The organism is Paenibacillus thiaminolyticus (genome assembly GCF_003591545.1).
In the GTDB taxonomy this organism is placed as follows: Bacteria; Bacillota; Bacilli; order Paenibacillales; family Paenibacillaceae; genus Paenibacillus_B; species Paenibacillus_B thiaminolyticus_A.
In genome coordinates, this window is the sequence record NZ_QYZD01000032.1 from 1 (window position 1) to 25,017 (window position 25,017).

At 54.5% G+C, this 25,017-nt stretch carries 24 protein-coding genes, 16 tRNA genes and 1 pseudogene; 34 read left to right on the top strand and 7 right to left on the bottom strand.

Annotation, left to right across the window (positions count from 1 at the left end; all coding sequences use genetic code 11):
- The first annotated feature begins 66 nt into the window (after positions 1–66).
- The 16 genes from DQX05_RS24050 to DQX05_RS24125 all read left to right on the top strand — a co-directional run bounded on the left by DQX05_RS24050 (position 67) and on the right by DQX05_RS24125 (position 1,517).
- Positions 67–142 (top strand) — tRNA-Asn (locus tag DQX05_RS24050).
- A gap of 1 nt (position 143) precedes the next feature.
- Positions 144–236, top strand: a tRNA-Ser gene (locus DQX05_RS24055).
- A 5-nt stretch (positions 237–241) separates the two neighbouring features.
- A tRNA-Glu gene (locus tag DQX05_RS24060) sits at positions 242–316 on the top strand.
- A gap of 80 nt (positions 317–396) precedes the next feature.
- A tRNA-Val gene (locus tag DQX05_RS24065) sits at positions 397–472 on the top strand.
- A gap of 5 nt (positions 473–477) precedes the next feature.
- A tRNA-Met gene (locus tag DQX05_RS24070) sits at positions 478–554 on the top strand.
- 4 nt (positions 555–558) lie between these two features.
- Positions 559–635 (top strand) — tRNA-Asp (locus tag DQX05_RS24075).
- A gap of 17 nt (positions 636–652) precedes the next feature.
- Positions 653–728: transfer RNA gene (locus tag DQX05_RS24080), tRNA-Phe, on the top strand.
- Between the two features lie 12 nt (positions 729–740).
- A tRNA-Thr gene (locus DQX05_RS24085) sits at positions 741–816 on the top strand.
- Positions 817–820: 4 nt separating this feature from the next.
- Positions 821–906 (top strand) — tRNA-Tyr (locus DQX05_RS24090).
- A 5-nt stretch (positions 907–911) separates the two neighbouring features.
- Positions 912–985: transfer RNA gene (locus DQX05_RS24095), tRNA-Trp, on the top strand.
- A gap of 21 nt (positions 986–1,006) precedes the next feature.
- Positions 1,007–1,082 (top strand) — tRNA-His (locus tag DQX05_RS24100).
- A gap of 6 nt (positions 1,083–1,088) precedes the next feature.
- A tRNA-Gln gene (locus DQX05_RS24105) sits at positions 1,089–1,163 on the top strand.
- Positions 1,164–1,168: 5 nt separating this feature from the next.
- A tRNA-Gly gene (locus DQX05_RS24110) sits at positions 1,169–1,243 on the top strand.
- A 3-nt stretch (positions 1,244–1,246) separates the two neighbouring features.
- Positions 1,247–1,321: transfer RNA gene (locus tag DQX05_RS24115), tRNA-Cys, on the top strand.
- 23 nt (positions 1,322–1,344) lie between these two features.
- Positions 1,345–1,421: transfer RNA gene (locus DQX05_RS24120), tRNA-Arg, on the top strand.
- Positions 1,422–1,435: 14 nt separating this feature from the next.
- Positions 1,436–1,517: transfer RNA gene (locus DQX05_RS24125), tRNA-Leu, on the top strand.
- A 341-nt stretch (positions 1,518–1,858) separates the two neighbouring features.
- Here the strand turns inward: DQX05_RS24125 and DQX05_RS24130 are convergent.
- Together DQX05_RS24130 and DQX05_RS24135 are read right to left on the bottom strand one after the other, a co-directional pair.
- Positions 1,859–3,397 (bottom strand): flotillin family protein, encoded by a 1,539-nt coding sequence (locus DQX05_RS24130; protein WP_119795913.1) that lies wholly within the window; start codon positions 3,395–3,397, stop codon positions 1,859–1,861.
- Between the two features lie 61 nt (positions 3,398–3,458).
- Entirely contained in the window at positions 3,459–3,998 is a 540-nt protein-coding gene (locus tag DQX05_RS24135) for an NfeD family membrane protein (protein WP_119795914.1), read from the bottom strand.
- A 252-nt stretch (positions 3,999–4,250) separates the two neighbouring features.
- On the opposite strand from DQX05_RS24135, the gene DQX05_RS24140 reads away from it, so the two are divergent.
- From DQX05_RS24140 to DQX05_RS24170, 7 genes are all read left to right on the top strand, one after another.
- On the top strand, positions 4,251–4,556 hold the full coding sequence (locus DQX05_RS24140; protein WP_119795915.1) for a LiaF transmembrane domain-containing protein: 306 nt from the start codon (positions 4,251–4,253) through the stop codon (positions 4,554–4,556).
- A gap of 44 nt (positions 4,557–4,600) precedes the next feature.
- Complete coding sequence (locus tag DQX05_RS24145) at positions 4,601–5,275, top strand: PspA/IM30 family protein (RefSeq protein ID WP_119795916.1); 675 nt, start codon at positions 4,601–4,603, stop codon at positions 5,273–5,275.
- Positions 5,276–5,283: 8 nt separating this feature from the next.
- Positions 5,284–5,775 (top strand): PspC domain-containing protein, encoded by a 492-nt coding sequence (locus tag DQX05_RS24150; protein WP_119795917.1) that lies wholly within the window; start codon positions 5,284–5,286, stop codon positions 5,773–5,775.
- 1 nt (position 5,776) lies between these two features.
- Positions 5,777–6,457, top strand: coding sequence for a PspA/IM30 family protein (locus tag DQX05_RS24155; RefSeq protein WP_119795918.1), 681 nt, complete (start codon positions 5,777–5,779; stop codon positions 6,455–6,457).
- A gap of 132 nt (positions 6,458–6,589) precedes the next feature.
- The gene (gene liaF / locus DQX05_RS24160; RefSeq protein ID WP_119795919.1) at positions 6,590–7,243 is read left to right on the top strand and encodes a cell wall-active antibiotics response protein LiaF; all 654 of its coding nucleotides are present in this window, start codon (positions 6,590–6,592) and stop codon (positions 7,241–7,243) included.
- Positions 7,244–7,282: 39 nt separating this feature from the next.
- Positions 7,283–8,377 carry a HAMP domain-containing sensor histidine kinase gene (locus DQX05_RS24165; protein WP_119795920.1) on the top strand — a complete coding sequence of 365 codons (1,095 nt, stop codon included), beginning with the start codon at positions 7,283–7,285 and terminating at the stop codon, positions 8,375–8,377.
- A gap of 1 nt (position 8,378) precedes the next feature.
- A complete protein-coding gene (locus DQX05_RS24170) occupies positions 8,379–9,023 on the top strand; it encodes a response regulator (RefSeq protein WP_119795963.1) in 645 nt (214 codons plus the stop codon).
- Between the two features lie 221 nt (positions 9,024–9,244).
- On the opposite strand, the gene DQX05_RS24175 is transcribed toward DQX05_RS24170, so the two are convergent.
- Positions 9,245–9,661: a hypothetical protein gene (locus DQX05_RS24175; RefSeq protein WP_119795921.1), complete on the bottom strand. Its 417-nt coding sequence runs from the start codon at positions 9,659–9,661 to the stop codon at positions 9,245–9,247.
- 164 nt (positions 9,662–9,825) lie between these two features.
- Between DQX05_RS24175 and DQX05_RS24180 the strand changes: the two genes are divergently transcribed.
- The 8 genes from DQX05_RS24180 to DQX05_RS24215 all read left to right on the top strand — a co-directional run bounded on the left by DQX05_RS24180 (position 9,826) and on the right by DQX05_RS24215 (position 18,569).
- Positions 9,826–10,599 carry a YwmB family TATA-box binding protein gene (locus DQX05_RS24180; protein ID WP_259392203.1) on the top strand — a complete coding sequence of 258 codons (774 nt, stop codon included), beginning with the start codon at positions 9,826–9,828 and terminating at the stop codon, positions 10,597–10,599.
- Between the two features lie 113 nt (positions 10,600–10,712).
- Entirely contained in the window at positions 10,713–12,257 is a 1,545-nt protein-coding gene (gene zwf, locus DQX05_RS24185; RefSeq protein WP_119795922.1) for a glucose-6-phosphate dehydrogenase, read from the top strand.
- A 205-nt stretch (positions 12,258–12,462) separates the two neighbouring features.
- A complete protein-coding gene (locus DQX05_RS24190; RefSeq protein WP_119795923.1) occupies positions 12,463–14,055 on the top strand; it encodes an ABC transporter substrate-binding protein in 1,593 nt (530 codons plus the stop codon).
- Between the two features lie 100 nt (positions 14,056–14,155).
- A complete protein-coding gene (locus DQX05_RS24195; protein ID WP_119795924.1) occupies positions 14,156–15,106 on the top strand; it encodes an ABC transporter permease in 951 nt (316 codons plus the stop codon).
- 5 nt (positions 15,107–15,111) lie between these two features.
- Positions 15,112–15,957, top strand: coding sequence for an ABC transporter permease (locus tag DQX05_RS24200; protein ID WP_119795925.1), 846 nt, complete (start codon positions 15,112–15,114; stop codon positions 15,955–15,957).
- A gap of 57 nt (positions 15,958–16,014) precedes the next feature.
- Positions 16,015–17,034 carry an ABC transporter ATP-binding protein gene (locus tag DQX05_RS24205; RefSeq protein ID WP_119795926.1) on the top strand — a complete coding sequence of 340 codons (1,020 nt, stop codon included), beginning with the start codon at positions 16,015–16,017 and terminating at the stop codon, positions 17,032–17,034.
- Positions 17,027–18,013 carry an ABC transporter ATP-binding protein gene (locus DQX05_RS24210; RefSeq protein WP_119795927.1) on the top strand — a complete coding sequence of 329 codons (987 nt, stop codon included), beginning with the start codon at positions 17,027–17,029 and terminating at the stop codon, positions 18,011–18,013. The genes DQX05_RS24205 and DQX05_RS24210 overlap by 8 nt, the downstream gene beginning before the upstream one ends.
- Positions 18,014–18,110: 97 nt before the next feature.
- Positions 18,111–18,569: a hypothetical protein gene (locus DQX05_RS24215; protein ID WP_119795928.1), complete on the top strand. Its 459-nt coding sequence runs from the start codon at positions 18,111–18,113 to the stop codon at positions 18,567–18,569.
- 141 nt (positions 18,570–18,710) lie between these two features.
- On the opposite strand, the gene DQX05_RS24220 is transcribed toward DQX05_RS24215, so the two are convergent.
- Positions 18,711–19,808 (bottom strand): flavin-containing monooxygenase, encoded by a 1,098-nt coding sequence (locus DQX05_RS24220; protein WP_119795929.1) that lies wholly within the window; start codon positions 19,806–19,808, stop codon positions 18,711–18,713.
- A 214-nt stretch (positions 19,809–20,022) separates the two neighbouring features.
- Between DQX05_RS24220 and DQX05_RS24225 the strand changes: the two genes are divergently transcribed.
- The gene (locus DQX05_RS24225) at positions 20,023–21,609 is read left to right on the top strand and encodes a peptide chain release factor 3 (RefSeq protein WP_119795930.1); all 1,587 of its coding nucleotides are present in this window, start codon (positions 20,023–20,025) and stop codon (positions 21,607–21,609) included.
- A gap of 89 nt (positions 21,610–21,698) precedes the next feature.
- On the opposite strand, the gene DQX05_RS24230 is transcribed toward DQX05_RS24225, so the two are convergent.
- From DQX05_RS24230 to sspI, 3 genes and pseudogenes are all read right to left on the bottom strand, one after another.
- A complete protein-coding gene (locus DQX05_RS24230) occupies positions 21,699–22,613 on the bottom strand; it encodes a class I SAM-dependent methyltransferase (protein ID WP_397335974.1) in 915 nt (304 codons plus the stop codon).
- Positions 22,611–22,756: pseudogene (locus DQX05_RS32520) on the bottom strand (MerR family transcriptional regulator); the annotation flags it as partial. The pseudogene DQX05_RS32520 and the gene DQX05_RS24230, both read right to left, overlap by 3 nt.
- 171 nt (positions 22,757–22,927) lie before the next feature.
- On the bottom strand, positions 22,928–23,158 hold the full coding sequence (gene sspI / locus DQX05_RS24235) for a small acid-soluble spore protein SspI (RefSeq protein ID WP_006675737.1): 231 nt from the start codon (positions 23,156–23,158) through the stop codon (positions 22,928–22,930).
- Between the two features lie 264 nt (positions 23,159–23,422).
- On the opposite strand from sspI, the gene DQX05_RS24240 reads away from it, so the two are divergent.
- Entirely contained in the window at positions 23,423–24,091 is a 669-nt protein-coding gene (locus DQX05_RS24240; protein ID WP_119795931.1) for a potassium channel family protein, read from the top strand.
- Positions 24,088–24,918, top strand: a complete 831-nt coding sequence (locus DQX05_RS24245; RefSeq protein ID WP_119795932.1) for a TrmH family RNA methyltransferase — start codon at positions 24,088–24,090, stop codon at positions 24,916–24,918. Before DQX05_RS24240 ends, DQX05_RS24245 begins: the two co-directional genes overlap by 4 nt.
- The last annotated feature ends 99 nt before the right edge of the window (positions 24,919–25,017 follow it).

Sequence of the window (25,017 nt, forward strand, 5' to 3'; positions counted from 1 at the left end):
AGATGATTCGCAAGACGAACTTTCGCATTCAGTTTTTAAGGTACAATACCTTATCAAAATATATATTCCCTGATAGCTCAGTCGGTAGAGCACTCGGCTGTTAACCGAGTTGTCACAGGTTCGAGTCCTGTTCGGGGAGCCATGGAGAGATGTCCGAGTTTGGTCGAAGGAGCACGATTGGAAATCGTGTAGGCGTCACAAGCGTCTCGAGGGTTCGAATCCCTCTCTCTCCGCCAGTTGTGGCCCGTTGGTCAAGCGGTTAAGACACCGCCCTTTCACGGCGGTAACACGGGTTCGAATCCCGTACGGGTCACCAATTATGCCTTGCGACTGGTAAAAATTGAGGGTTGAAATCAACCCCAACAATCTGTTAAGATATATTAGTCGCTACAATATGGACGCTTAGCTCAGCTGGGAGAGCATCTGCCTTACAAGCAGAGGGTCGGCGGTTCGATCCCGTCAGCGTCCACCATATATCGCGGGGTGGAGCAGTTCGGTAGCTCGTCGGGCTCATAACCCGAAGGTCGCAGGTTCAAATCCTGTCCCCGCAACCAATCTGGAGCTGTGGTGTAGAGGCCTAACATGCCTGCCTGTCACGCAGGAGAACGCGGGTTCGAATCCCGTCAGCTCCGCCATTATATTTATATTATTAGGCTCGGTAGCTCAGTCGGTAGAGCAGAGGACTGAAAATCCTCGTGTCGGCGGTTCGATTCCGTCCCGAGCCACCATAATAGGCTTATGCCGGTGTAGCTCAGTTGGTAGAGCGGCTGACTTGTAATCAGTAGGTCGTGGGTTCGACTCCTATCGCCGGCACCATCGTGGAGGATTAGCGAAGTGGCCAAACGCAGCAGACTGTAAATCTGTTCCCGTACGGGTTCGGTGGTTCGAATCCATCATCCTCCACCATACATAGGGGCATAGTTTAAAGGTAGAACAGCGGTCTCCAAAACCGTTAGTGTGGGTTCAATTCCTGCTGCCCCTGCCAATCCAATAATTTCATAATGTGGCGGTCGTGGCGAAGTGGTTAACGCATCGGATTGTGGCTCCGACACTCGGGGGTTCGATTCCCCTCGATCGCCCCATACCTTTGGGGATTAGCCAAGCGGTAAGGCAACGGACTTTGACTCCGTCATGCATAGGTTCGAATCCTATATCCCCAGCCATTTACGCGGACATAGCTCAGTGGTAGAGTATCGCCTTGCCAAGGCGAGGGTCGCGGGTTCGAATCCCGTTGTCCGCTCCAGATGGCGCCATAGCCAAGTGGTAAGGCAAAGCTCTGCAAAAGCTTTATTCCCCAGTTCGAATCTGGGTGGCGCCTCCAACTCATTTCTTTCTGAATGATATGTGCCCTTAGCTCAGCCGGATAGAGCGTTTGACTACGAATCAAAAGGTCAGGAGTTCGAATCTCTTAGGGCACGCCAGATTAACTTCATATGCCGGTGTGGCGGAATGGCAGACGCGCGCGACTCAAAATCGTGAGGGAAACCGTGGAGGTTCGAGTCCTCTCACCGGCACCAGTTATAACACCAAGACACCTGAAGGGTGTTTTTTTTGTTTATCGTGAAAGCCTAGCTATACAATGTACGGCAGACGATATAATGCAACGCATAGCCAAACGCTTCCTCCCGTTCAAACAGGCTGAGAAGCAGGCTTCGGTGAATAGCAGTCTCACTACTGGAGAAATATGAGGGAATGTTTGCGGCGCTGAGGACGCGGAGGGCATAGAACCCCTATGTGGGCAAGTGCGTGGAGCAACCCGACAATACAACCTATACAAGAAGAAGCCTTGCCATAACAATTCAGGCAAGGCTTCTTTATTATGATGTATATGGTGCACGCTCTATACGTCTAAAACGCCTTATTCTGCCTTGGGACTCTCGGTGCCGCCAGATGTTGCGGATGGAGCTTCCACCGGGACAGGAGAACGTTTCGGTTGTGCAGAGCCTGGTCCATTCGTCAAACGTTGAATCATTTTTTCGACATCAAGTCCGGATACATCCTTCAGCATTTGCGGGGCCGTCGCCATCAGTTGGGTTACATAGTTGCTGACGCGGGCCGCCCCTTCACCGTTGCCGGTATCCACGACAGTTAGCTTGTCGATCTGCTGCAGCGGCTCGGCAATCTTGCCGGCCAGCTCAGGCAGCATCTTCATGACGATATCGAGCACCGCTGCTTCACCGAATTTCTCGAACGCTTCGGCGAGCTTCTGCTTCGCTTCGGCTTCCGCCAGACCGCGCAGCCGGATGACTTCGGCTTCCGCGGTTCCTCGTGCCCGTTCGGCGTCCGCTTCCGCCATACCGGCAAGGCGCTTCTGCTCCGCCATTGCCTTCGCTTCCGCCTCGATCCGATACTGCATCGCATCGGCTTCGAGCACTTTCTTGGATTTATCGGCTTCCGCGGACTGAACGACAGCGTAACGCTCCGCGTCTGCTTTCTTCTTCACTTCGGCATCATACTGCTTCTCACGTCGCAAAATTTCTTTGGCTTCAAGGTCGATTTCCCGCTCTTTCCGAACGAGTTCAACCCGCATTTGCTCCTCGACGACGCTTTGCTTGGAACGGGCTTCCTGCACGTAATAAGCCTGGTCGGCTTCCGCACGGGCCATATCCTGATCCTTCTTAAAGGAAGCTACCTTCAATTCCTTCTCCTTCGCTGCTTCGGCGATGTTGGTATCGCGCAGCAGCTCGGCCTTCATTCCTTGCTCCTCGGCATTGGCCTTCTGAATCCGCGAGTCTCTCACCGCTTCGGCTTCCGCGATTTCAGCGTCTCGCTTAACGGCCGCAATCCGCGGCTTCCCGAGCGCGTCCAGGTATCCGTGCTTGTCGCGCACGTCTTTGATGGTGAAGGAAACGATTTGAAGCCCCATCTTCTTCAAATCTTTGGCGGCCACAGACTGCACTTCCTGTGCGAAACGATCGCGGTTACGATAAACTTCCTCTACCGTCATTGATCCAAGGATCGCACGAAGATGTCCTTCCAATACTTCCTGCGCTTCGCTCTTGAGCGCTTCCGTCGGCTTGCCGAGGAATTGCTCGGCTGCCGTGGCAATATCTTCTACCGAACCGCCGATCTTAATGATGGCGACCGCGTCGGTCATCACCGGAACGCCTTGCTCGGTATATACTTCCGGTGTCATGACATCGAGCTTATGAGATAATAAGGACAAGAATTGCGACTGTTGAAACACCGGCAAAATAAATGCGCCGCCACCGCGGACAATTTTCATCTTGCGCCCCGTTTCATCGGCGCTGACATTTTTGGAACCGAGATACGTCCCGGTCACGATCATCGCCTCATCCGGGCTGACCGTCTTGTAGCGGGCCCAGAATGCGAGGCCCAGCACGAGGATGACGCCGATTACAATTGCCGGCACCATGATCGCTTCATTGAATTCCATGGCATACAGCTCCCTTTTCTATGTAAATTTGTAGGTAAACCGTGATTAGCGTATTCCTGAATCAATTTTCTTGAAGGCTGAGCATTTCTTTGGTAAGAGGGGATACATACAGCGTGTCTTCGGCGACGTTGATGACGACAACCGTCGTTCCGGAAGGAATGTTGTCCTTATCGAAAGAAGCGGCAATTTGATTCGTCAAGCCGGCTCCGATTCGCAATGTCACTTCCCCGTATCCGACGGAAGGAATCGAAATGCTGACTTCTCCGACTTTGCCAACCAGGTCCTGAATGGAGAAGCCGATAGAGCTCTCTGTATTGTGCATCGGGCGAATATAGAGGAAATACATAAGAAGGCAGACAACGAGCGCGCCGGCAATAGCGACCACAAGAATGAGCGTGGACTGCCAAGCTGTATAACGGTTCAGGAGAATGCCAATGGCGCCAAAAGCCGTTAGCCCGCTCACGAGCACCGTCGGCTGCAGAAAAGGAAGCCCCTCTCCAAAAATGGAATCGAACGCATGGCTCAATATTTCCCCGAATATCAAGGTAACAACGGAATATAAAATACCGAAGATGAACAGACCCCAAAATAACGTGTCCATGGCATTGCTCCTTTCGCCTGCCGGAGTCAGGCCCGATAGTTCGGAAAGCTTCTTATGATAATATATACGCCGAATTGCGCACGGAGTTTCAAATTACCTTCCCTACAGTCCAGTCCAGGTTGACCTTGGGACGGTCTGTCCCCCCGACCTGAGTCCAGTACGAAAAACCGCCCCCAGCCTGTTTTGAACAGAAGGGGAATCCCCTAAAATAAAGACATAAGCAAGGCACAATGAAAGGTGGTGACAAACCGAATGCAAATGAAAAAAGGCAACTCGTTCGCTATTATCTTGATAGCACTGGGAGCGTTCATCCTGCTCAGCAAGTTTGGAGTTCACTTGGGAAGCTGGTTTAGCTACTTGTTCCCGATTCTGTTGATTGTACTCGGTTATTATGGAGTCAAGGCAGGGAATTCGTTCTTCGGATGGATCTTCATCATATTGGGCTCCATCACATTAATCGGCAAGCTATCCTGGCTCATCGGCATTTTCATCGCCATCGGAATGATTGTGTTCGGTATTTCAATGCTGAATAACAAACGAAGTGGCCATCATTATTGAACAGGAGACAGCAACGTATTTGGATGAAGGAGGGACAGAGAGGCATGAGCAATATTTTGAAAAGGGTTCGCGACATTACACTGGCAACGCTCAATGAGCGGCTCGACAAAGCGGAAGACCCTGTCCGGTTAATCGACCAATTCCTTATGCGCACTCGACAGGACATCGCGGAAGCGGACCGCTTATATCAACAGTATGTCATGCACGCGAATCAGATGAGACATCAGATGAATCAGGCCAATGAAATGAGAGAGCGCCGCGAGCAGCAAGCGATGCTGGCCTTGAAGGCGGGAGAGGAATTCGCCGCTAGGATTGCACTCCAAGAAAAAATGATGCATGACGAGAAAGCGCGGCAGTACGAGGATCTCTACAATAAAAGCAAGGAAGCCATCCTGGAGCTGGAAGAACAGCTGAACATACTGAAGAGCGAATATCAGACTGTCTACGACAAGCGGCAGTATTACTTCGCCCGCATGCAGAACATACGGCTTCAGCAGCAAATGAACCAACGCTTCGGCCAATATGGCTACGGGCAGGTGGACGGCATGTTCCGCCGGCTGGAGGATCGCGTATCCGACATGGAGTGGGAAAATACAAGCCTTCAAGAGGTGCGCCGCTCCAACGGAACATCACCTTACGGCGGCAATACCGAAAGAGACATAGCACTGCAGCGTGAGATGGAACGTCTGCGCAAGAAATTGGACACTGCGAAGGAGTGACATGAACCATGAACAAAAAATTGTACCGTTCGGTTCGTGACCGGAAGTTCTGCGGTGTACTCGGCGGAATCGCTGAATGGTTGAATATGGATGCGACGCTGCTGCGCGTACTGTTCGTCCTGGGCGTGTTCTTCACAGCATTCTCCCTGATACCCGTCTATTTCATCGTAGCGCTTGTGGTTCCGAAAGAGCCATTCACGACATACGGACCATATAATTACGGTGGAGGACCGTATCAGAATTCGAACGGATATTACGGAAATGACGGCGGCTATCCTGGCGGTGGCTACAACGGCAATAACAGCGGCAACAGCGGCTACAATAGCGGCCGGAACGATTACAGCAGCTATGGATCCTACGGAACGAAGCCGAACGGAAGCAAGACTCAATATGATTCCTCCATCGATTCGATGATGGATGATATTGAAAGAAAAGCAATGCGCAAAGAACTTCAAGAACTTCGCGAGAAAATCGCGAAATACGAGAAAGGGGATAAGTAAAATGGGAGTATTCAAACGACTTAAAGATATGACGAAAGCGTCGATTCATGAAATGTTGGACAAGGTGGAAGATCCGGTAGTTATGCTTAACCAATACCTCCGCGACATGGAGCAGGAGATTCGGGAAGCTGAAGTAACGGTAGCGAAGCAAATGGCAAGCGAGCGCCGCATCAAGCATCGCTACGACGAAGCGATTCGGATGGTGGCTGACCGCGAAGTCCAGGCTGAGCGAGCTCTCGTATCCGGTCATGAAGAAGCAGCCCGCAAATACTTGGAAGAAAAATTGTACTTCGATCAAAAAGTTACGGAATATGTAGAATTGCATGCCCAAGCGAAAGCGCAAGCCGATGAGCTTATGCAGCAGCTGCATTCGATGAAAGATGAGTTCTACAAGCTGCGCAACAAGCGCAACGAACTGTCTGCCCGTGCTCAAATGGCTAAAGCCCGTAAGCAAATGGCTTCCATTACAAGCGTCCACAGCATCGAATCGGGCGATGCTTCCCGCGGATTCCAACGCATGGAAGAGAAGATTATGCAGCTTGAAGCGGAAGCGGAGGTCATCCGTGTACCATATGGCGGATATGCAGCCACGACCTATCAACCTCCGGTTGATGTAGAGAAGCAAATGAAAGTCGATGAGCAATTGGAAGCATTGAAACAAAAATTGAACCGCAGCGAATAATCCCTTGGGACTTGGATGCGGTTATGATATGCTAACTAAGGAGCTTACGGCGATGCCCCCGCATCGCCGTTACGTTTCGTTGTAAGGTTATTCGGCACAACTCTATTGATTCTGAGCGACAGGAGGTGCGTCATGATAAAGGGGAACAATCGTTTACTTGCATATTTGCTCATTATCGCGGGACTGTTCATTCTGATTGGCAAATGGATTAGCTTCGGAACCTTTGTCGCCCTGTTCATGCTGTACCTCGGCATTAGCAAAGTAAAATCCGAGGAGCTTCGTCTCGGCTATACTTTGCTTGGTATCGGGGGAGCTATCCTGTTGTTGGAGCATCTGATGCTGTTTTTTGGAATCATTCTCATATCGCTCGGTATTTTTTATTCTCGGACCCGCTATGAACAAAAGCACGAGTGGATGCAGAAGCGTCCCGATCTGACAGCGAATCTGAAATGGGATCGGGAGCCGTTCCATTTGCACAGCCAGAGCTTGTGGCATGTGATCGGAGAGAGCGACATCGACTTGTCGCTCGCGATGATGGAGGAGCCGGAGACGATGCTCTTGTTCCAAGGCGTGCTCGGAGATATGGACATTTCGATTCCTGACGATATCGGAGTCAAAGTGGAAGCGACTGTCTTGTTCGGACAGATCAATGCGGGTCAGCACCGGGAGACCGGCTTGCTCAACAAATGGCTCTATACTTCGCCGAATTATGAACGATCGGAGCAGCGGGTGAAACTCCACATCTCTTACATCGTAGGAGATATTGATATCCGATTGCACGCGTAATATGGAGAAGATGCTGCAGAAAGGAGATGCAAGCCGGCAATGGAACCGAAAAAACAGACGAAAAATATGGTTGTGCGCTTGATGGGCGAGACGCTTCTCCTTTCCTTTGTCCTGTTTTTCGTCATTGTTTATTTAATGCAATCATATGGATATGTCAAACCGTTCGAAACCTGGCTGGACGGCGTGAAATCGACGCTGTCTGTCTTAATCGTCGTAGCCATTATTGCGGCGATTTTCGGTTTTTTCCAAGGCTTTCGCATGAAACGGCGGATTGAACTGCTGCGCGAATCGATGCTGCTCTTGGAGAAGGGCAATCTGTCCCGGCCGATACCGGACCTGGGAGACGACGAGATCGGCCAACTGGCCGATCAATTGGGCAGGGTCAGCAAGCGCTGGGAGGAACAGGTGACCTCCTTGCAGCGGTTGTCTACGAATAACGCCCAATTAGCCGAACAGGCCAGGATATCGGCCATTATGGAAGAGCGTCAACGCTTGGCGCGGGAGCTGCATGACGCCGTGAGCCAACAATTATTCGCGATATCGATGACGGCGACGGCGGTGCGAAGGACGCTGGACAAAGATTTTGAGCGAGCGGAGAGCCAGGTGGAGCTCATTGAGGAAATGGCCTCGGTAGCCCAATCGGAAATGAGAGCGCTACTGCTCCATCTCCGGCCGGTTCATCTGGAAGGCAAGGGTCTTACGCAAGGTGTCGCTGAACTGATTCGAGAGCTTGAAGCGAAGGTGCCCATTCAGATTCAATATGAGATGGACGAGCATATTACGCTGTTGAAGGGCGTCGAGAATCATTTGTTCCGCATCGTGCAGGAAGCATTATCGAATACCCTCCGCCATTCCAAGGCGACCCGCATGGAGATCAAGCTCCAGGACCGAGGCGATTATGTGCGATTATTCATTCGCGATAATGGCGTCGGCTTCGAATGGGATGACAAAAAGCAAGCGAGCTACGGCTTGCGTACGATGCAGGAGCGAATCAATGAGATCGGGGGCTCGGTGCAATTCATTACGGCGCCGAACAAAGGCACCCGCATTGAAATACGCGTCCCCGTTGTCAATGAAGAGAGCGGGCTGAAGAACGAAGAGGGCAGCGATGGCCCAGGAGGTGAAGATGCCTGATATGGACACAGATATCAAAGTATTGCTCGTAGATGACCATGAGATGGTGCGCATCGGATTGGCAGCCGTATTGAGCACCGAGGATGGCATCGAAGTCGTTGGCGAGGCAAGTAACGGCGAGGAAGGAATCCGCTTGGCGCAAGAGTATAAGCCGGATGTCGTGTTAATGGATCTGGTTATGGAGGGGATGGACGGCATTGAGACGACGCGCAAGCTGCTGAGCCTGTATCCCGACTGCAAGGTCATTGTGCTGACCAGTTACTTGGATGACGAGAAAATGTACCCTGTCATTGAAGCGGGGGCGTTCAGCTACCTGCTCAAGACGTCACGCGCAACGGAAATTGCCGAAGCTATCCGTGCCGCCGCTCGGGGACAATCCGTTCTCGAATCGCAGGTCGCCTCGAAAATGATGAACCGCTTCCGCCAGCCGAAGCCGACGCAAGCCGCCCATGAACAACTTACGGACCGGGAAATGGATGTGCTGCGATTGCTTGCCCAAGGCAAGTCCAACCAAGATATCGCCGATGACCTGTTCATTGGAATCAAGACCGTGAAGTTCCACGTCACGAATATCCTTGCCAAGCTGAGCGTGGAGGATCGCACGCAAGCCGCCATTTACGCTTACAAGAACGGCCTTGCTGAATAATGGTTGACCCGACCTTACAGGCCGGGTTTTTTTGTGCGCGGTGCAAGGGGCCCAGGAGGGGGACAATAAGGAAACGCTAATGGAGCGTAATAAGTGACAGAACCGGGTGACGATACCCGGTTCTGTCTGTATGAGGGGCAAGGAAAGCAGAGGTTATACTGCTTCTGGCAACAACTCGATGGGGATCGGCAGGAATTCGGGGAGTATAAGCAGAATGAGTGTTACACAAGCAGAAGAAACAAGAGCGCGATAAGCGTCAGGTCGAGTTCTATCCGTCCGCGGCTATACAGTCCCTGGTGCGGGCCAGGATATGAAGCTGGAGCTCCGTAGGGTTGAAGCGAGGTTACCTTGCTCTTCTTCCCGCTGCATGGCTTGCAAGGGCGCTTGACGGGCTTGACGGGCTTGCAAGGCCGCTTGACCCGTTTGACCTGCCGCTTGTGCGGCTTTTTCTTGGGTTCGCATTCTTCCTCAAAAATCGGAACGACCTCTTCGGGAACTTCTTCTTCGTTCAGAATGATTTTTCCGTCCCGGCATAAGCTGAGACGGCCAATGAACTGGCGGCCATCATGGGTAACGGCACACACGATCCGCCCGCAATGCGATCGGATGACTTCTTCATCCAATGGAATAGGAATCACGTTACATACCTCCTTCTATAGCGGGAATGTTCTGTCATTAGTCTATTCATTGGAGGATATTGGCGCATGGACATTGACCTAGGAGAGAAGCGCCTAATTTTGCAGCATGGAGTGTGCTCCCTATCGGTGAATCAATTATCCATACGAATATGGAGGCGGTTACGTTGAGACTGGTTCGCAGAACGAAGACTCCGGTCATTGGATTGCTTCTGTTGGCGTTGTGCGGCGCTGTCGCAGTCGCCTGGAGCAGCGATGCCTGGAAGCCGGCCCCATCCGCTGCGCCGGATTCGTCAGAGGTGGCGAAGCGGATGCAAATGCTGTGGGTGCTGGCAGAATTGAGCGGAGAGCGGAAGTTCAGCTCCACGATAACGGTTCAGGGCAGCTTTCTCGCTGAAGAAGGACTTGCGGCCGAAGTAGACCGCTGGCGGCGGGAAGCAGGCATACTGAGCGCTCTCGAGCTTAGGCAGGAACGGGGAAGGGAAGTGTATCGCGGGACGTATAATACGGCACCCTATCAAGGGGATGTGCTGTTGTTCCAGGAGAACGACGGGCGGATTTATTATACGGTCACATTGTCTGCGGAAGCGAAAGGAGGCATGGCCCGTACGGCGGAAGAAGCGGAGCGGCTGCTGCGCCAGCTTGGAGAGGCGAAGATGGGGTCCGATTGGAACGCGACCGTCCGTACGGCAACAGGGGCTTCCTTGACCGACGGCTTCGCCGCAGCGGAGAAGGCATTGGCGGAATGGGGAACAGCCGTACCGCTCGACCGGTATGAAGATGACCGCACGATCAGCGTAACGTATGAGACGGACTATATGGGGGCCGGCGTCGCCATGAAGGGGCGGCAGGCCAATCTGCAGGTTGCGGCCCATGAGGATCGGGAACGCGGAGAGACGCGGTTGTCTTTTGGCACGCCGCTTATCGCGGGGGAATATTGATTCGACCTTTTTCGCTAACCCGTGGCGTCAATCTGACAAGTATGCTAAAATGTCATCACATTCGAAATGTGTGATGTCAAGTCTATAACAGAGTGTAAGGATGATGGAGAGAGATGACTGTGATGCATAACCAAGAATCCCAACTGGCTGAAGGCGCCGTCTTTTTTATATTCGGCGCGACCGGTGATTTGGCACGCCGCAAATTGTTTCCTGCCATTTACAGCTTATATCACGAAGGCAAATTAGGTGAGCGGTTTGCTGTCATCGGCTTGGCCCGACGTGGACGTACGAATGAAGAGTTTCGCAATGATGTGCGCGCGTCCATTGAAGAATTTTGTCGTTATCCGATTCCAAATGATGAAGTTTGGAGCCGCTTTGCGCAGCATTTCGAATACAAACCGCTTGACATCAACAATGTGGAGGGCTTCAAGGAATTACGGGTACAGACCGAGCATATTGAACGGGAATTCAATATCCCGGGCAACCGCCTGTTCTACTTGGCGCTGGCGCCTGAACTGTTCGGCAGCGTCTCGATGAACCTGCGCGACGGCGGAATGCTCGACAGCGAAGGCTGGCATCGACTGGTCATCGAGAAGCCGTTCGGCTATGATTTGCCGTCGGCTCAGAAATTGAACGAAGAATTGAGCCATGTGTTCAAGGAAGAAGAGATCTACCGCATCGATCACTATTTGGGCAAAGAGATGGTCCAGAACATTGAGGTGATTCGATTCGCGAATGCCTTCTTTGAGCCATTGTGGAACAATAAGCACATCGCCAATATTCAGATTTCGCTGGCCGAGACGGTCGGCGTTGAAGAGCGCGGCGGCTATTACGATCATGCCGGAGCGTTGCGTGATATGGCCCAGAACCATATGCTGCAGATGCTGACGATGATCGCGATGGAAGCGCCTAGCCGGCTCCATCCGGAAGATATCCGCGACGAGAAGGTGAAAGTGCTTCGCTCTCTGCGCCAATTCGAGAATGCCGACGACGTGATGCGCAATGTCGTGCGCGGCCAATATGCGGCTGGCTCGATGAACGGCAAGCCGCTGCCGGCGTACCGGGAAGAAGAGAAAGTGAACCCGGCTTCCGTCACGGAAACGTACTTCGCGGCCCGTCTCTATGTGGACAACTTCCGCTGGGCAGGCGTTCCCTTCTATATTCGCACCGGCAAGCGGCTTCCGGTCAAAACAACCGAGGTCGTCGTGGAATTCAAAAATATGCCGACGAATGTCTATCTGTCGCAAAAGCATAAGCTGGAACCGAATCTGCTCGTCATTCGGGTGAACCCGATGGAAGGCATCTATGTCAAGATCAATGGCAAGAAGCCGGGAGCCGACGCCAGCGTGCAGCCGCTCGCGATGGATTTCTGCCAGAGCTGCATGGTCGGCATCAATACGCCGGAAGCCTATGAGCGGCTTATCTTCGACGCGGCGCGCGGCGACTCTACTTATTTCACCCGGTGGGATGAAGTGGCATCGGCTTGGTCGTTCGTCGACAAAATCGCCGGAGCCTGGAAGGCATCCAGCGAAGACCTGCATCTATATCCGGCAGGGTCTTGGGGACCGGAGCAAGCGGACAAGCTGTTGGCGGAAGACGGCTTCCAGTGGTGGCCGGTGAACGGACAAGAGGAAAGCCAGGTCATATGGAATAAGTAATTCAACAATAGGTGAAGGCTGTGCTCCCGGCGGGAGCACAGTTTTTTTAGGCAAAGATAGGTTGCTGCCGCCTGTCGCTTTTCCCGATTACTAGATTAAAATATAATATTCCTATAAATTCACTCGGAAAAAAAGATTGTGTTCTCTCAAAAGATAGTTATACTATAAAATATAAAGTGTGTTACAATTTTCGGGGGGAATCGACATGAAACGCAACAAGTTATGGCTCGCACTCTTATTATCTGTAGTCGTTGCGGTGGTCAGCGCCTGCGGTGGCAGCCAGACGCCGGCTCCAGATACGGCTTCCGGCACCGATTCGGGAGGAGAGCCGAAGAGCGGCGGCAGCATCATTATCGCGGTTCAGGATGATCCGCGGGTGATGAATCCTGTCTATGCCGGGGACCGGGTAACATTGACCATTAACCAATCGTTGTTCGCTCCTTTATATCATATCGATAACGGCGAGAAGAAATTCGTCCTGGCGGAAAGTTTGACTCCTTCGGAGGACTCGCTGACGTATACGCTGAAGCTGCGTGAAGGCTTGAAATGGCATGACGGGCAGCCACTGACGGCGGACGATGTCGTCTTTACGATGAACAGCATTTTGGATGAGAAGCAGCACAGCTCGGATCGGGCTACCTATGTATTCAATGGCAAGCCGCTGACGGCAAAAAAAGTGGATGATCTAACGGTGGAGTTCGTGCTTCCGCAGCAATCGGCTTCGTTCGAAGGCGTACTGGCCAATTTCAAGCCAATTCCGAAGCATGTGTTCGAGGGTGAAGCGGATCTGGAGAAGAGCGGCAAGAACGACCATCCTATCGGATCGGGTCCGTTCAAGTTCAAGGAATACCGCGCAGGTGAATATGTGACGCTGGAGCGGTTCGACGATTATTTTGCCGGCAAGGCGTATCTGGATTCGGTAACCTACCGCGTGGCGAAGGATTCGAACTCCGCCAACCTGGCCCTTCAGAACGGCGAGCTGCAAATGCGCATGATTGACTCCGTTGATTATGCCAAGCTCGACAATACCGGCAAATTCAATCTGGTGACGTATCCGGAAGGACGCCTTATCTATATGGTGTTCAACCAGAACGTCGATGTGATGAAGAAGAAGGAAGTGCGCCAAGCTATCGCGTACGCCTTGAATAAGGAAGAAATGATTACGGCAGCCTTCGGATCGACGGAATTCGCGGAACCGGCCGCTTCGATCTTCACGCCGGACACGCTGTATCAGACGACGGATGTCGCCACCTACGATTACAATGTGGAGAAAGCGAAGGAGCTGCTCCAGCAAGCTGGCGTCAGCAACCTGAAGCTGCGTCTCGCGTATGTGAACTCGAACAAGCCGCAGACCAGCAAAGCGCTGTATATTCAGCAGCAGTTGAAGGAAGTCGGCATCGACGTGGAACTGATGGCGCTCGATATCGCGGCCTTCGGCAATATGTCGCTCGACATGAACAACACGAGCTATGATATTTCGTTCGGCGGCTATATTATGGGCTACGAGCCGGATGCATACAAGTCGCTCTATATGAGCGATGCGGCTTACAACTATGCTCATTATAAAAATTCGGACTTCGATGCGCTGTGGAACCAAGCGGCCGTCGAAATGGACAAAACGGAGCGCGGCGAGCTGTACAAGCAGATCCAGCAGACTGTCGCAGACGAGATGACCGTGTACCCAATCGCGTACGGCAAAGCAATCGTGGCGGTAGACAAACGCTACGGAGGATTGGAAGAAGCCGTTCCGAAGCCGGTTGTTATGTTCGAGGATTTGTCCAAAATTTATGTGAAGTAACCTCTCGGAACCCATCATCATGAGGTAGAGGGAATTGAATCGAGAATTCGCGGGCGCTTGAAACGTTATCGTTTCAAGCGCTCTTTCGGAGGGAACCTGTGTGCAGAAATATATCGTGCGACGCGTTCTTCAAGCCATACCGCTATTATTCTTCATTTCTATCGTGTCGTTCGCGCTGATTAAGCTGGCCCCGGGAGATCCGGTCAATTCGTTCGTGACGCCCGATATGAACAAGGAAGATGTGGAACGGATAAGGGAAAGTCTCGGCTTGAACCTTCCGGTCTATATGCAATATTGGATTTGGCTGAAAAATGTGTTCATGGGCAATCTGGGCTACTCCCTGACCAGTCACCGGCCTGTGCTGACGCTTATTGTGGAGCGTCTTCCGGCCACGATTGGCTTAATGGGGGCGGCTCTCTTGTTGTCTTTGCTTATCTCCGTGCCGCTTAGCATGTACGCGGCTTCCCGGAAAAACCGCCCGGTCGATCGCGCGCTCGGGCTTATATCGTATATCGGAATCTCGATCCCGAGCTTCTGGTTCGGGATCATGCTGATCTATCTGTTCGCCGTCAAGCTCAATTGGCTGCCGAGCATGGGAATGCGAACGATCGGCGTCGACTCGGTGTGGGATGTGCTGAAGCATGGCATCCTGCCGTGCACCGTGCTGTGCTTCATGAACGTCTCCGTCTATATGCGCTATATCCGATCGAATACGATCTCGCAGCTGGAAGAGGATTATGTGCAGATTCAATATGCCTACGGCTCGACGCAAGGCACGGTCCTGCGGCGCCATGTGCTCAAAAACGTGCTGCTCCCGATTATTACGATTCTCGGGATGTCCTTCCCGGAATTGATCGCCGGGGCGTTCATCACCGAGTCGGTATTTTCCTGGCCTGGCATGGGATCGCTCGGAATTACCGCCGTGTTCGCCTTGGATTATCCCGTCATTATGGGGATAACGATGTTCTCGTCGGTCATGCTCGTGATCGGGAATCTGGCCGCGGACGTTCTGTATGGCGTAGTCGATCCGCGCATTAAGACGATGAGGTGATTGTGATGAACCGAATGAAATGGCGTAACGTACTTACCCAAGTGAAAGAGCAAAAGGCCGCCATTGCCGCGATCATTCTCCTTGCCGTCTTTGCGCTGGCCGCGATCTTCGCCTTCCTCGTGCCTTACGATCCGAACAAGATCGTCGTGACGGAGCGGATGCTGCCGCCCAGCGCCGCGCACTGGTTCGGAACGGATGATTACGGCCGCGATTACTTGGCGCGGGCGCTCTACGGCGGACGCGTCTCGCTCAGCGTCGGCTTCCTGGCGATGGCGATCGCCGTTATCGTCGGCACCGCCGTCGGTACGGTGAGCGGCTATTTTGGCGGCTGGATCGATAATATGCTGATGCGGTTCGTCGACATTTTGATGTCGATCCCGTCTTTTTTCTTAATGCTGATTCTAAATGCGTATTTGAAGCCGGGCATTACGACGATTATTCTCATTATCGGCATGCTCAGCTGGATGAATATCGCCCGGATCGTGCGGGCGGAGACGCTGTCGGTCAAGGAGCGGGAATATGTGCTCTATGCTCGGGTATCGGGACAGAATACGCTCGCTATTATTTTGAAGCATATTGTGCCCAATATTATGTCTACGATTATCGTAGCCGCGACGATTAACATCGCCTCGGCGATCTTGATGGAATCTTCGCTCAGCTTCCTCGGCCTGGGCATCCAGCAGCCGAATTCGTCCTGGGGCAGCATGCTGAACAATGCGCAAGGATTTATCGGAGAAGCGCCTTATCTGGCCTTGTTCCCGGGCTTGTTCATCTTGCTGACGGTCCTGTCCTTCAACGTGCTGGGCGACGTGTTCCGCGTCGCATTCGAGCCGAAGGCGAACAAGAGGTAATGATGGTAGACAGATGGGGAAGGGCTATGGAATTCACAGAGAACGGGAGTGGGACCAATGACTGAATTGCTGTCCGTCCGACAATTGAGAACATCGTTCATGACCCGTGACGGCGAAGTGCAGTCCGTCCGCGGCGTCAGCTTCGATGTGCGCGAGGGCGAGGTCATCGGCATCGTCGGCGAATCAGGAAGCGGCAAAAGCGTGACGGCCAAGTCGCTTATCAGCCTGATTCCGCCTCCGGGCGTCATCCGTGAGGGGGAAGTCCTGTACCGGGGCGAGAATCTGCTCGCCCTGCCGGAGAAGCGGCTGCGGCAGATTCGGGGCAACCGCATTGCGATGATTTTCCAGGACCCGATGACATCCTTGAACCCGGTCGTTAAGGTCGGGACCCAGATCATCGAGGTGCTGCAGCGGCATAAGAAGCTGAGCAAGCAGGCGGCCCGCGCCGAGGCGATTGAACTGCTCCGCAAAGTCGGCATCCCTTCGCCGGAGGAGCGGATCGATCAGTATCCGCATGAATTCAGCGGCGGGATGCGCCAGCGGGCGATGATCGCGATGGCGCTCTCCTGCCAGCCTGAGCTGCTCATCGCCGACGAGCCGACGACGGCGTTGGACGTGACCATCCAGGCTCAGATTCTCGGCCTGATGAAGCAGCTGCGGGATACGACCAACACGGCGATCCTGCTGATCACCCATGACCTGGGCGTCGTGGCCCAAGTATGCACTCGTGTCGTCGTCATGTATGGCGGCCTGATTATGGAAGAGGGCACGGTCCATGATATTTTCGAGCGGCCGATGCATCCGTATACGCAAGGGCTGCTGCGCTCGATTCCGAAGGTGACGGATGGCGAGCGGGAACGACTCTTCAGCATTGAAGGCACGACCCCGAATCTGCTGCATCCGCCCGCGGGCTGTCCGTTCCAGGACCGGTGCCCGCATGCGATGGAGCAATGCCGGCAGCTGCCGCCTTATGCGGTGACGGAGACGGGCCATCGCTCGCTCTGCTGGCTGCAGCAGGATGCGCCGGGCGTTACGCTGGAGGCGCTCAATCCGGAGGAGGTGGAGCAGCATGAGTAAGCCGGACCAGGCGCTGCTGGATGTGCGGGGCTTGAAAAAGTATTTTTATACCTCGAAAGGGCTGCTCGGTAAAAACAAGCAGACGCTGAAGGCGGTCGATGACGTCAGCTTCCAGATTCGGCGCGGAGAGACGTTCGGGCTCGTGGGCGAATCCGGCTGCGGCAAGTCGACGACCGGCCGCTCCATCGTCCGCCTGTACGATGTGACCGCGGGCGAGATTCGGTTCGACGGCACCGATCTGGCGCATCTGAGCGAGCGGGAGCTGAAGCCGTTCCGCAAGCGGATGCAGACGATTTTCCAGGATCCGTATTCATCGTTGAATCCGGGCATGAACGTGACGCAGCTCATTAGCGAGCCGATGGAGATTCACGGCTTCGGCACGAAGGCGGAGCGGTGGGAGACGGTGTTGGAGCTGCTGAACAAGGTCGGGCTGAAGCCCGAGCATGCGGAACGGTATCCGCATGAATTCAGCGGCGGCCAGCGGCAGCGGATCAGTATCGCGCGCGCCTTGTCTGTCAAGCCGGAGTTCATCCTGTGCGACGAGCCGATCTCGGCACTGGACGTATCCGTGCAGGCGCAGGTGGTCAATATGCTGGAGGATTTGCAGGCGGAGTTCGGATTAACCTATCTGTTCATCGCCCATGATCTGTCCATGGTGCGCCATATTTCCGACCGCATCGGCGTCATGTACCTGGGTAAGCTGGTCGAGCTGGCGCCGAGCGATGAATTGTACAATCATCCGGCTCATCCGTATACGCAAGCATTGCTGGCGGCTATCCCGGTGCCGGATCCGAATGCGGCCAGCGGCGCCGCAGCGATGCTGGAAGGCGATCTGCCGAGCCCGTTAGCGGGAGCGGCCGGCTGCCGCTTCGCCTCACGCTGTCCGTTCGCCACGGATCGGTGCCGTCAGCAGGAGCCGGACTGGAAGGAAATCTCGCCGGGACATTTTGCGGCATGTCATTTATATGAAGAGGAATAACCGATTCCCCTCTGCAGAGAGCGGAGCAATGTGATATAAAGGAAGTAGGTATGGGAAAGGGCGGTTCATGCGGCCGCATCAAAAGGAGGCAGGGACAATGGGGAATGAGGCACGGTTGTCGCAAAATACGGCAATTCTGCTGGAACGCGCCCGGCGCAAAGGATTTACGGACGAGCAGTTGCTGGGAATCATTCGCTCCGGCGACGTTAGCCAACTGACGAAGGTGAATGAGGAGTGGTATACGTATGATGATTTTCTGACGTATGCCGCTGAGCATGGCGAGTCGTTGGAACAGGCGGTCGCGGAAGGCTACCGCATTACGTTCAATACGATGAACGGATTGAAAATATGGCTGGAAACGCGCTTCGGAATCGAGGAAGGTGTCGATTTCACCCGGGGAGAAGGGAAATATACCGGGCTGACGCTGTCTGAAGCGGACCTGGAGGCGCTTCGCTCCGCGCTGGCTGCGAATTGGCTCATCCTTGAAGAGGAAGGGGCATCCGGGCCGAAGCGGACGGTTACGCTGTCCGTGCGGGCCTTGATCGGGCAGCACTAAGGAATAGGAGCAAGCTATAGCTCTAGTCATTGATAGAGAAGATAAGGAAGAGAAAAGCGAACAAGCCGCCCGTGTCTCCGCAGAGGGAGATGCAGGCGGCTTGTGTGGCGTTAGGCAGACCGGGTGAGAGATGCGGGAGGGTCAGTTCCGGAAAAGCTCGTCCGCGAGACGCCGTGCATCCCGTCCGGCTCCGCAGAGGAGGGCCGAGCTGCGCGCCTGCTGCCACGGCATCCCGATGACGTGCAGTCCGGCGGCCGTCGTGCGATGTCCATGATAGATGAGGCCGCCACGAGCGTCCAGCGCTCCAGGAACATGGAGCCAGCGATAATCCGGCCGGAAGCCGGTCGCCCAGACGATGGCCGCTGGCCGGAAGGAGGCGTGATCCTTGAACAGCACGGCGGCGCCGTCTTGCCCGCTGCCGACCGCTTCCGGGAACAGTCGAATCCGTCCGGAACGGACCGCATCCCGCAGCTCGTAGCCGAAGATCGGATCTCCCTTCCTCCGCAGCCATCCTGCCCGCTTGCCGCCCGCCGGCGCATGCAGCAGTGTGAGCCGGTCCATCCATTCGAAGGTGCTCTGGTTCAGCAGCCGCAGCGGCAAGTGCCGGGCCGGACCGCGAGCGGACAGTACCGTCGGGCGGCTCTGCGCCAATTCAACCGCAATTTGGGCTCCGGAATTGCCTCCGCCGACGACGAGAGCCGGCCCGTCAGGTAATTGCGCTGGCCGCTGATATTGGCTGGAATGGAGCTGGGCAATGCCGCTGCCGAGCGATGACGCCCAATCCGGTATATATGGATTGCAGAAGGGACCGTAGGCCAGAACCAGCTTCCGGCAGCGCAGCGGCTCCTCCTGTCCCCGGAGCGTGACGAGGAAGGAGGGCGATCCAGAGCCGCCGTCTGCAGCCGCCGTGACCTGTTCGACGGTGCTTTCCAACCGCACGGGCAGCTTCCAATACTGCGCATAGCGCTCCAAATAGTCGGCAATCTCGTCCCGTCCGGGGAAGCCTTCCGGATCGCCTGGCAGCGGAAGTTCCGGCAATTCGCTATATTTCCGCGGCGTGAACAGGACGAGAGAATCATAGCGTTCGCGCCAATTGTCGCCAACTCGGGAATGCCGCTCGAGCAGCAGCAGTGAGAGGCGGGGCTGGCGCCGGATCAATTCGGCCCCGAGCGCCAGTCCGGCTTGTCCTGCCCCGATGATGAGCACGTCTACATGTTCCTGTGTCTGCGTTGCTTCCATGGCAATCCCCTTTCGGTTATAAGTGGTAGGATGCCATTATTATAACATTCAAATTAATATTTTAATGTTGAAAGCAGAAAAATGTTATATTTGGCGCTCCCATGAAAATATTTTTGCCGGGATCGCAAAAGATGTGTGCATTGTCCATTTATGGGCATCCCTGTTTTGTGATACAATAACGAATACGTGATTTTAGATGAGAGGGCTATGTCAAATGAGCAAATCATTATCCGAAGAATTGAAGCAAGAAGTGGAGAAGCGGCGCACCTTCGCGATCATCTCCCACCCGGACGCCGGGAAGACGACCTTGACGGAGAAGCTGCTCCTGTTCGGGGGAGCGATCCGCCTCGCGGGAACCGTCAAAGCCCGCAAAGCGAGCAAGCATGCGACGAGCGACTGGATGGAAATCGAGAAGCAGCGCGGCATCTCGGTTACGTCGTCCGTCATGCAGTTCGACTATAGCGGCCATCGGGTCAATATTCTTGATACCCCGGGCCACCAAGATTTCAGTGAGGATACGTACCGGACGTTGACGGCCGCCGACAGCGCGGTCATGCTGATCGACGTGGCGAAAGGCGTCGAGAATCAGACGATAAAGCTGTTCCAGGTCTGCGCGAAGCGGGGCATCCCGATCTTCACGTTCATCAACAAGCTGGACCGCGAAGGACGGAATCCGTTCGAGCTGATGGAAGAGATTGAGCAAGTGCTGGGCATCCGCTCGGTGCCGATGAACTGGCCGATCGGCATGGGACGCCAGCTGTGCGGCGTGTACGACCGCATGAGGAAGCAAGTGGAGCTGTTCCAGGGCGACGACCATTCCGTCATTAAGGTGCAGAAGGTGGATGATTACCGCGATCCGGTCATCCGGGATATTGCGGGAGAGCATCTGCATGACCAACTGTGCGAGGAACTGGAGCTGCTGGACGTAGCCGGAGACGAATTCGATTATGAGAAAGTGAAGCGGGGCGAGCTGACGCCGGTCTTTTTCGGCAGCGCGATCAATAACTTCGGTGTCCAGACCTTCCTGGAGAACTTCCTCCAGTTGGCGCCGAAGCCGGCTTCGCGTCAATCGACGGAAGGCCCGATCGAGCCGACGAATGAGAAGTTCACAGGTTACGTGTTCAAAATTCAGGCGAACATGAATCCGGCCCACCGCGACCGGATTGCGTTCCTGCGCATCTGCTCAGGAAAGTTCGAGCGGGGGATGAGCGTCAAGCATGTGCGCGTCGGCAAAGACATCAAGCTGTCGCAGCCGCAGCAATTCCTCGCCCAGGACCGGGATATCGTAACGGAAGCCTATCCTGGCGATATTATCGGGCTGTTCGATCCGGGTATCTTCCGCATCGGGGACAGCTTGAGCCAGGGAGGGGTCGTCACATTCGACGAGCTTCCGATTTTCTCCCCGGAAATTTTTGCTCGCGTCACGGTCAAAAACGCACTCAAGCATAAGCAGTACCAGAAGGGCGTTGACCAGCTCACCGAGGAAGGAACGATTCAGGTGTTCCATTCCGCGAGCGTCTTCGAGGAGACGATATTGGGCGTCGTAGGCCAGCTTCAGTTCGAGGTGTTCGAGTATCGGATGAAGGGGGAGTACGGGGTCGACGTGCAGTTGATGAAGCTGCCGTACCAATTCGCGAGATGGGTGACGGGACCGAATATCGATCCGTCCAAATTCCGCATCAATTCGCAGCTCGTCAAAGACAAGTCCGGCAACTTCGTCGCCTTGTTCGAAAATGAATATGCGATGCGCACTGCGATGGACAAAATGCCGGAATTGAGTTTCCTGGAAACGGCGCCGTAACAGATTGGCATTCCAAAAATTAGCGAACCCCCTCATTCAAAATGATGAGGGGGTTCTGTCGATAAGCGGATGATTGCTGAATTCCCGTGTCACGGCTTGCGGATGACGAGCAGGTGCATGAGATGGTTCAACTGCTCGGCTCTCACCTCATAGCGGTGCTGCTCCAGCCAGCGAATGAGCCGGGAACGGTCGGCGAAGTACTCATCGAGTATGGCCGCGACGGAGACCTTGTCACCGCGTTCGTTCAGCTCGTCAAGGAACGTGGCACGATGCTCGTCATCCGTGAACATCAGATCGGCGATGACGATCCGTCCGCCAGGGCGGAGCAGCCGGCCCATCTCCTCGAATGCAATCTCCTTCTGATCATCGGTGAGATGATGCAGCGCATAGGTCGATACGATGAAATCAAAGGAGACGTCCGCCAGCGGAATGGCCATCAGATTGCCCTTCAGCAGACGAATGGCCGGATATTTCCCGCGGCATTGCTCCAGCATCGCATCGGATTGATCGATGCCTGTCATGGCCGCCCCTTCGCGAAGGAAGCGTCCGGCCAGATTGCCCGTACCGACGCCTAGCTCCAGCCCGCTCTCTCCCTGCTGGGGTGCAGCCTCCCACGTCACCCTGTCCAATATGCTGTCGTAATCGGCATGAACCCGCAAGGAATCCGTATTGTTCGCTACGGCTTCATCGTAGCGGCTTGCCTGCGCATCGAAATTCCACCGATCGCGCCAATCCGCGCGCAGCTTCTCATAGCGCTGCGACTGTTCCCCGATATGATGTAATTGACTCACAATCTTTTCCCCCTCCTGTTCGGTATCCTCTCTGTCCAATAGACGGCGCAGCATGCCCAGCAGACGCTGCAGCTCCGTATACTGCAGCGCTAACTGCTGCATTTGCTGATTGAGATAAGGGCGTAGCGCCGCCAGACGCCCTTCCAGCGCCTCGTCAAGACATTCTCGAATCTGATCGAGCGGCAGATTCAGCTCGCGCAGCGCGGCGATCATGCGCAGCCGCTCGATATCCTCCTCCCGGAAGACGCGGTACCCGTTGTCCTCCTGCTTGCTGGGGACAGCAAGCCCTTTTGCTCATAAAAACGGATCGCCCGCGTCGTCAAGCCGAGCCGATCGGCCGCTTCCTGAATTTTCATAGGCCAGCTCCTTTCAGATGTATTGTAACGCTTGACGCCGCGTTAAAGTAAAGACTCTATTTTTATTTCCTCTCTTAAAAAGTTGGAAGCATGTTCTGACATGCTCAGAAAGCAGCGCAAAAACACGAATCCGTCTCGGGGAATCCGGCAGATTCGCATTTTTGCATTCCATCAGGCGCGCGGCTGATCGTCTTGATGCAGCTTATGCTGCAGCGTATCCACCATCTGCTGACGCAGCTCACTGTCGCTTTCCTTCCAGATTAATTCGAATAGAACGCCAAGACCGGGAAGCGCCCGCTCATCATAATCGATAGAGCCTTCGATCATGTCAATGACATCCTTATCCGGCTTATTGGACACTTTCTGCACAATCGCCTGGCGTAAGTTAAGTGTGACGGCCATCGGCTGCTCCCTCCTTCCTTACAGTGCCGGTTACGTATCTATCCCCATCGCAGCGCCACCCAGAGGGATGATTGGCATATAAGCCAGACATCCAGCGGGATACACTATCGACTGACAGACGGCGAACCGGCACTTAGCGTATAACGTTCCCCAATTGGGTGACCCTCATACGGACGGGGACGGGGCATCCCTTCATCTCGCTGGATGTGCGTGGTATAATTGAGAAAGAATAAGCAGTGTCGGACGAATAGGGAAGGTGATGGTATGACGGCTAAAAAGCAATTTGCGATTATCGGCATGGGACGATTCGGCTCCAGCGTCGCGCAAAATTTGAGCAACATGAATTTCGAGGTGCTGGCTATCGACTCCAGTGAGCAGAAGATACAGGAAGTCGTGAACATCGTAACGCATGCCGTATCGGCGGACTCGACGGATGAAGATGCGCTCCGCGCCCTCGGTATCCGCAACTTCGATGTCGTAGTCGTCGCGATCGGACAAGATATTCAGTCCAGCATTCTGACGACGCTGATTTTGAAGGATCTGGGCGTACCGATGATTGTCGTCAAGGCGCAGAACGAATTGCACGGCAAAGTTTTGAGCAAAATCGGCGCCGATAAAGTGGTGTTCCCGGAGCGGGATATGGGAGCAAGGGTGGCGCATCATTTGATTTCACCGAATATTTTGGACTATATCGAGCTGTCGGAGGACCATTCGATTGTAGAGATGCGGGCTTCCTCGCTTATGATAGGCAAGAACTTGAAGGAATTGGATATCCGTGCCCGCTTCGGATGTAACGTCATGGCCATTAAGAACAACGGCACGACGAATATATCGCCGTATGCGGAAGACCGGATTAAGGATGGGGATATTTTGGTTATCGTGGGGCAGAATAATCATCTGAAAAACCTGGAACTGGCGTATGCCGAATCATGATGAATCGAACTGAGACGATTACTTCCGTTCATAATCCCCGCGTCAAACGATGGGCGTCGCTGCGGGAACGCAGAGGCCGCAAGCAGGAAGGATGCTTCCTCGTGGAAGGCATCCATCTCGTGCAGGAAGCGCTAGCCTCCGGTGCCCCGGTAGAGGCCGTCCTGTGCGATGAAGCGCGCGATGTCCCAGCCGAGCTGCTGCCGTATGCAGATGCGTCGCGAACCGCGACAGCAGACGGCGAGCAGCCGGATTGGATCGGCGTCACGGATGCCATTATTCGGAAGCTGAGCGAGACGGAGACCCCACAGCCGGTCATCGCGGTCGTGCGCAAGCCGGCACTCGATCCGGGAGCGCTTTTCGGCGCGGACATGCCGCTCGTGGTGGCGGTAGACGGGGTGCAGGATCCCGGTAATCTGGGCACGATCATCCGCTCGGCCGACGCTGTCGGGGCGACGGGGGTCGTCCTGGGCCGAGGCACGGTGGACGTGTACAACCCCAAGACGGTGCGCTCGACGATGGGATCACTCTTCCATCTCCCGGTCGTCGAAGCCGATCTGCTGTCCCTGCTTCCCGAAGCGAAGGCGAACGGGATGCGGCTGGCCAGCACGAGTCTGCAGGCTTCGCATTCCTGCTACGGTTACGATTACCGGCAGCCGCTATGGCTCATCGTCGGCAATGAGGGCCAAGGCGTATCCCCGGCCGTACAAGCTCTCGTCGACGACACCTTGATTATCCCGATGCGCGGCCAGGCCGAATCGCTGAATGTCGCGATGGCGACGACTGTGCTGCTCTACGAGGCGATGCGGCAGCGGCATTATACAATATAAACTGGCGGCTGTGATGTGAGTTGTAACGTAAATGAAACTGATTTTTAAATAAGTTTGAGACTATATATCTCGATTAGACACCAAATGGCAGCAAACTCC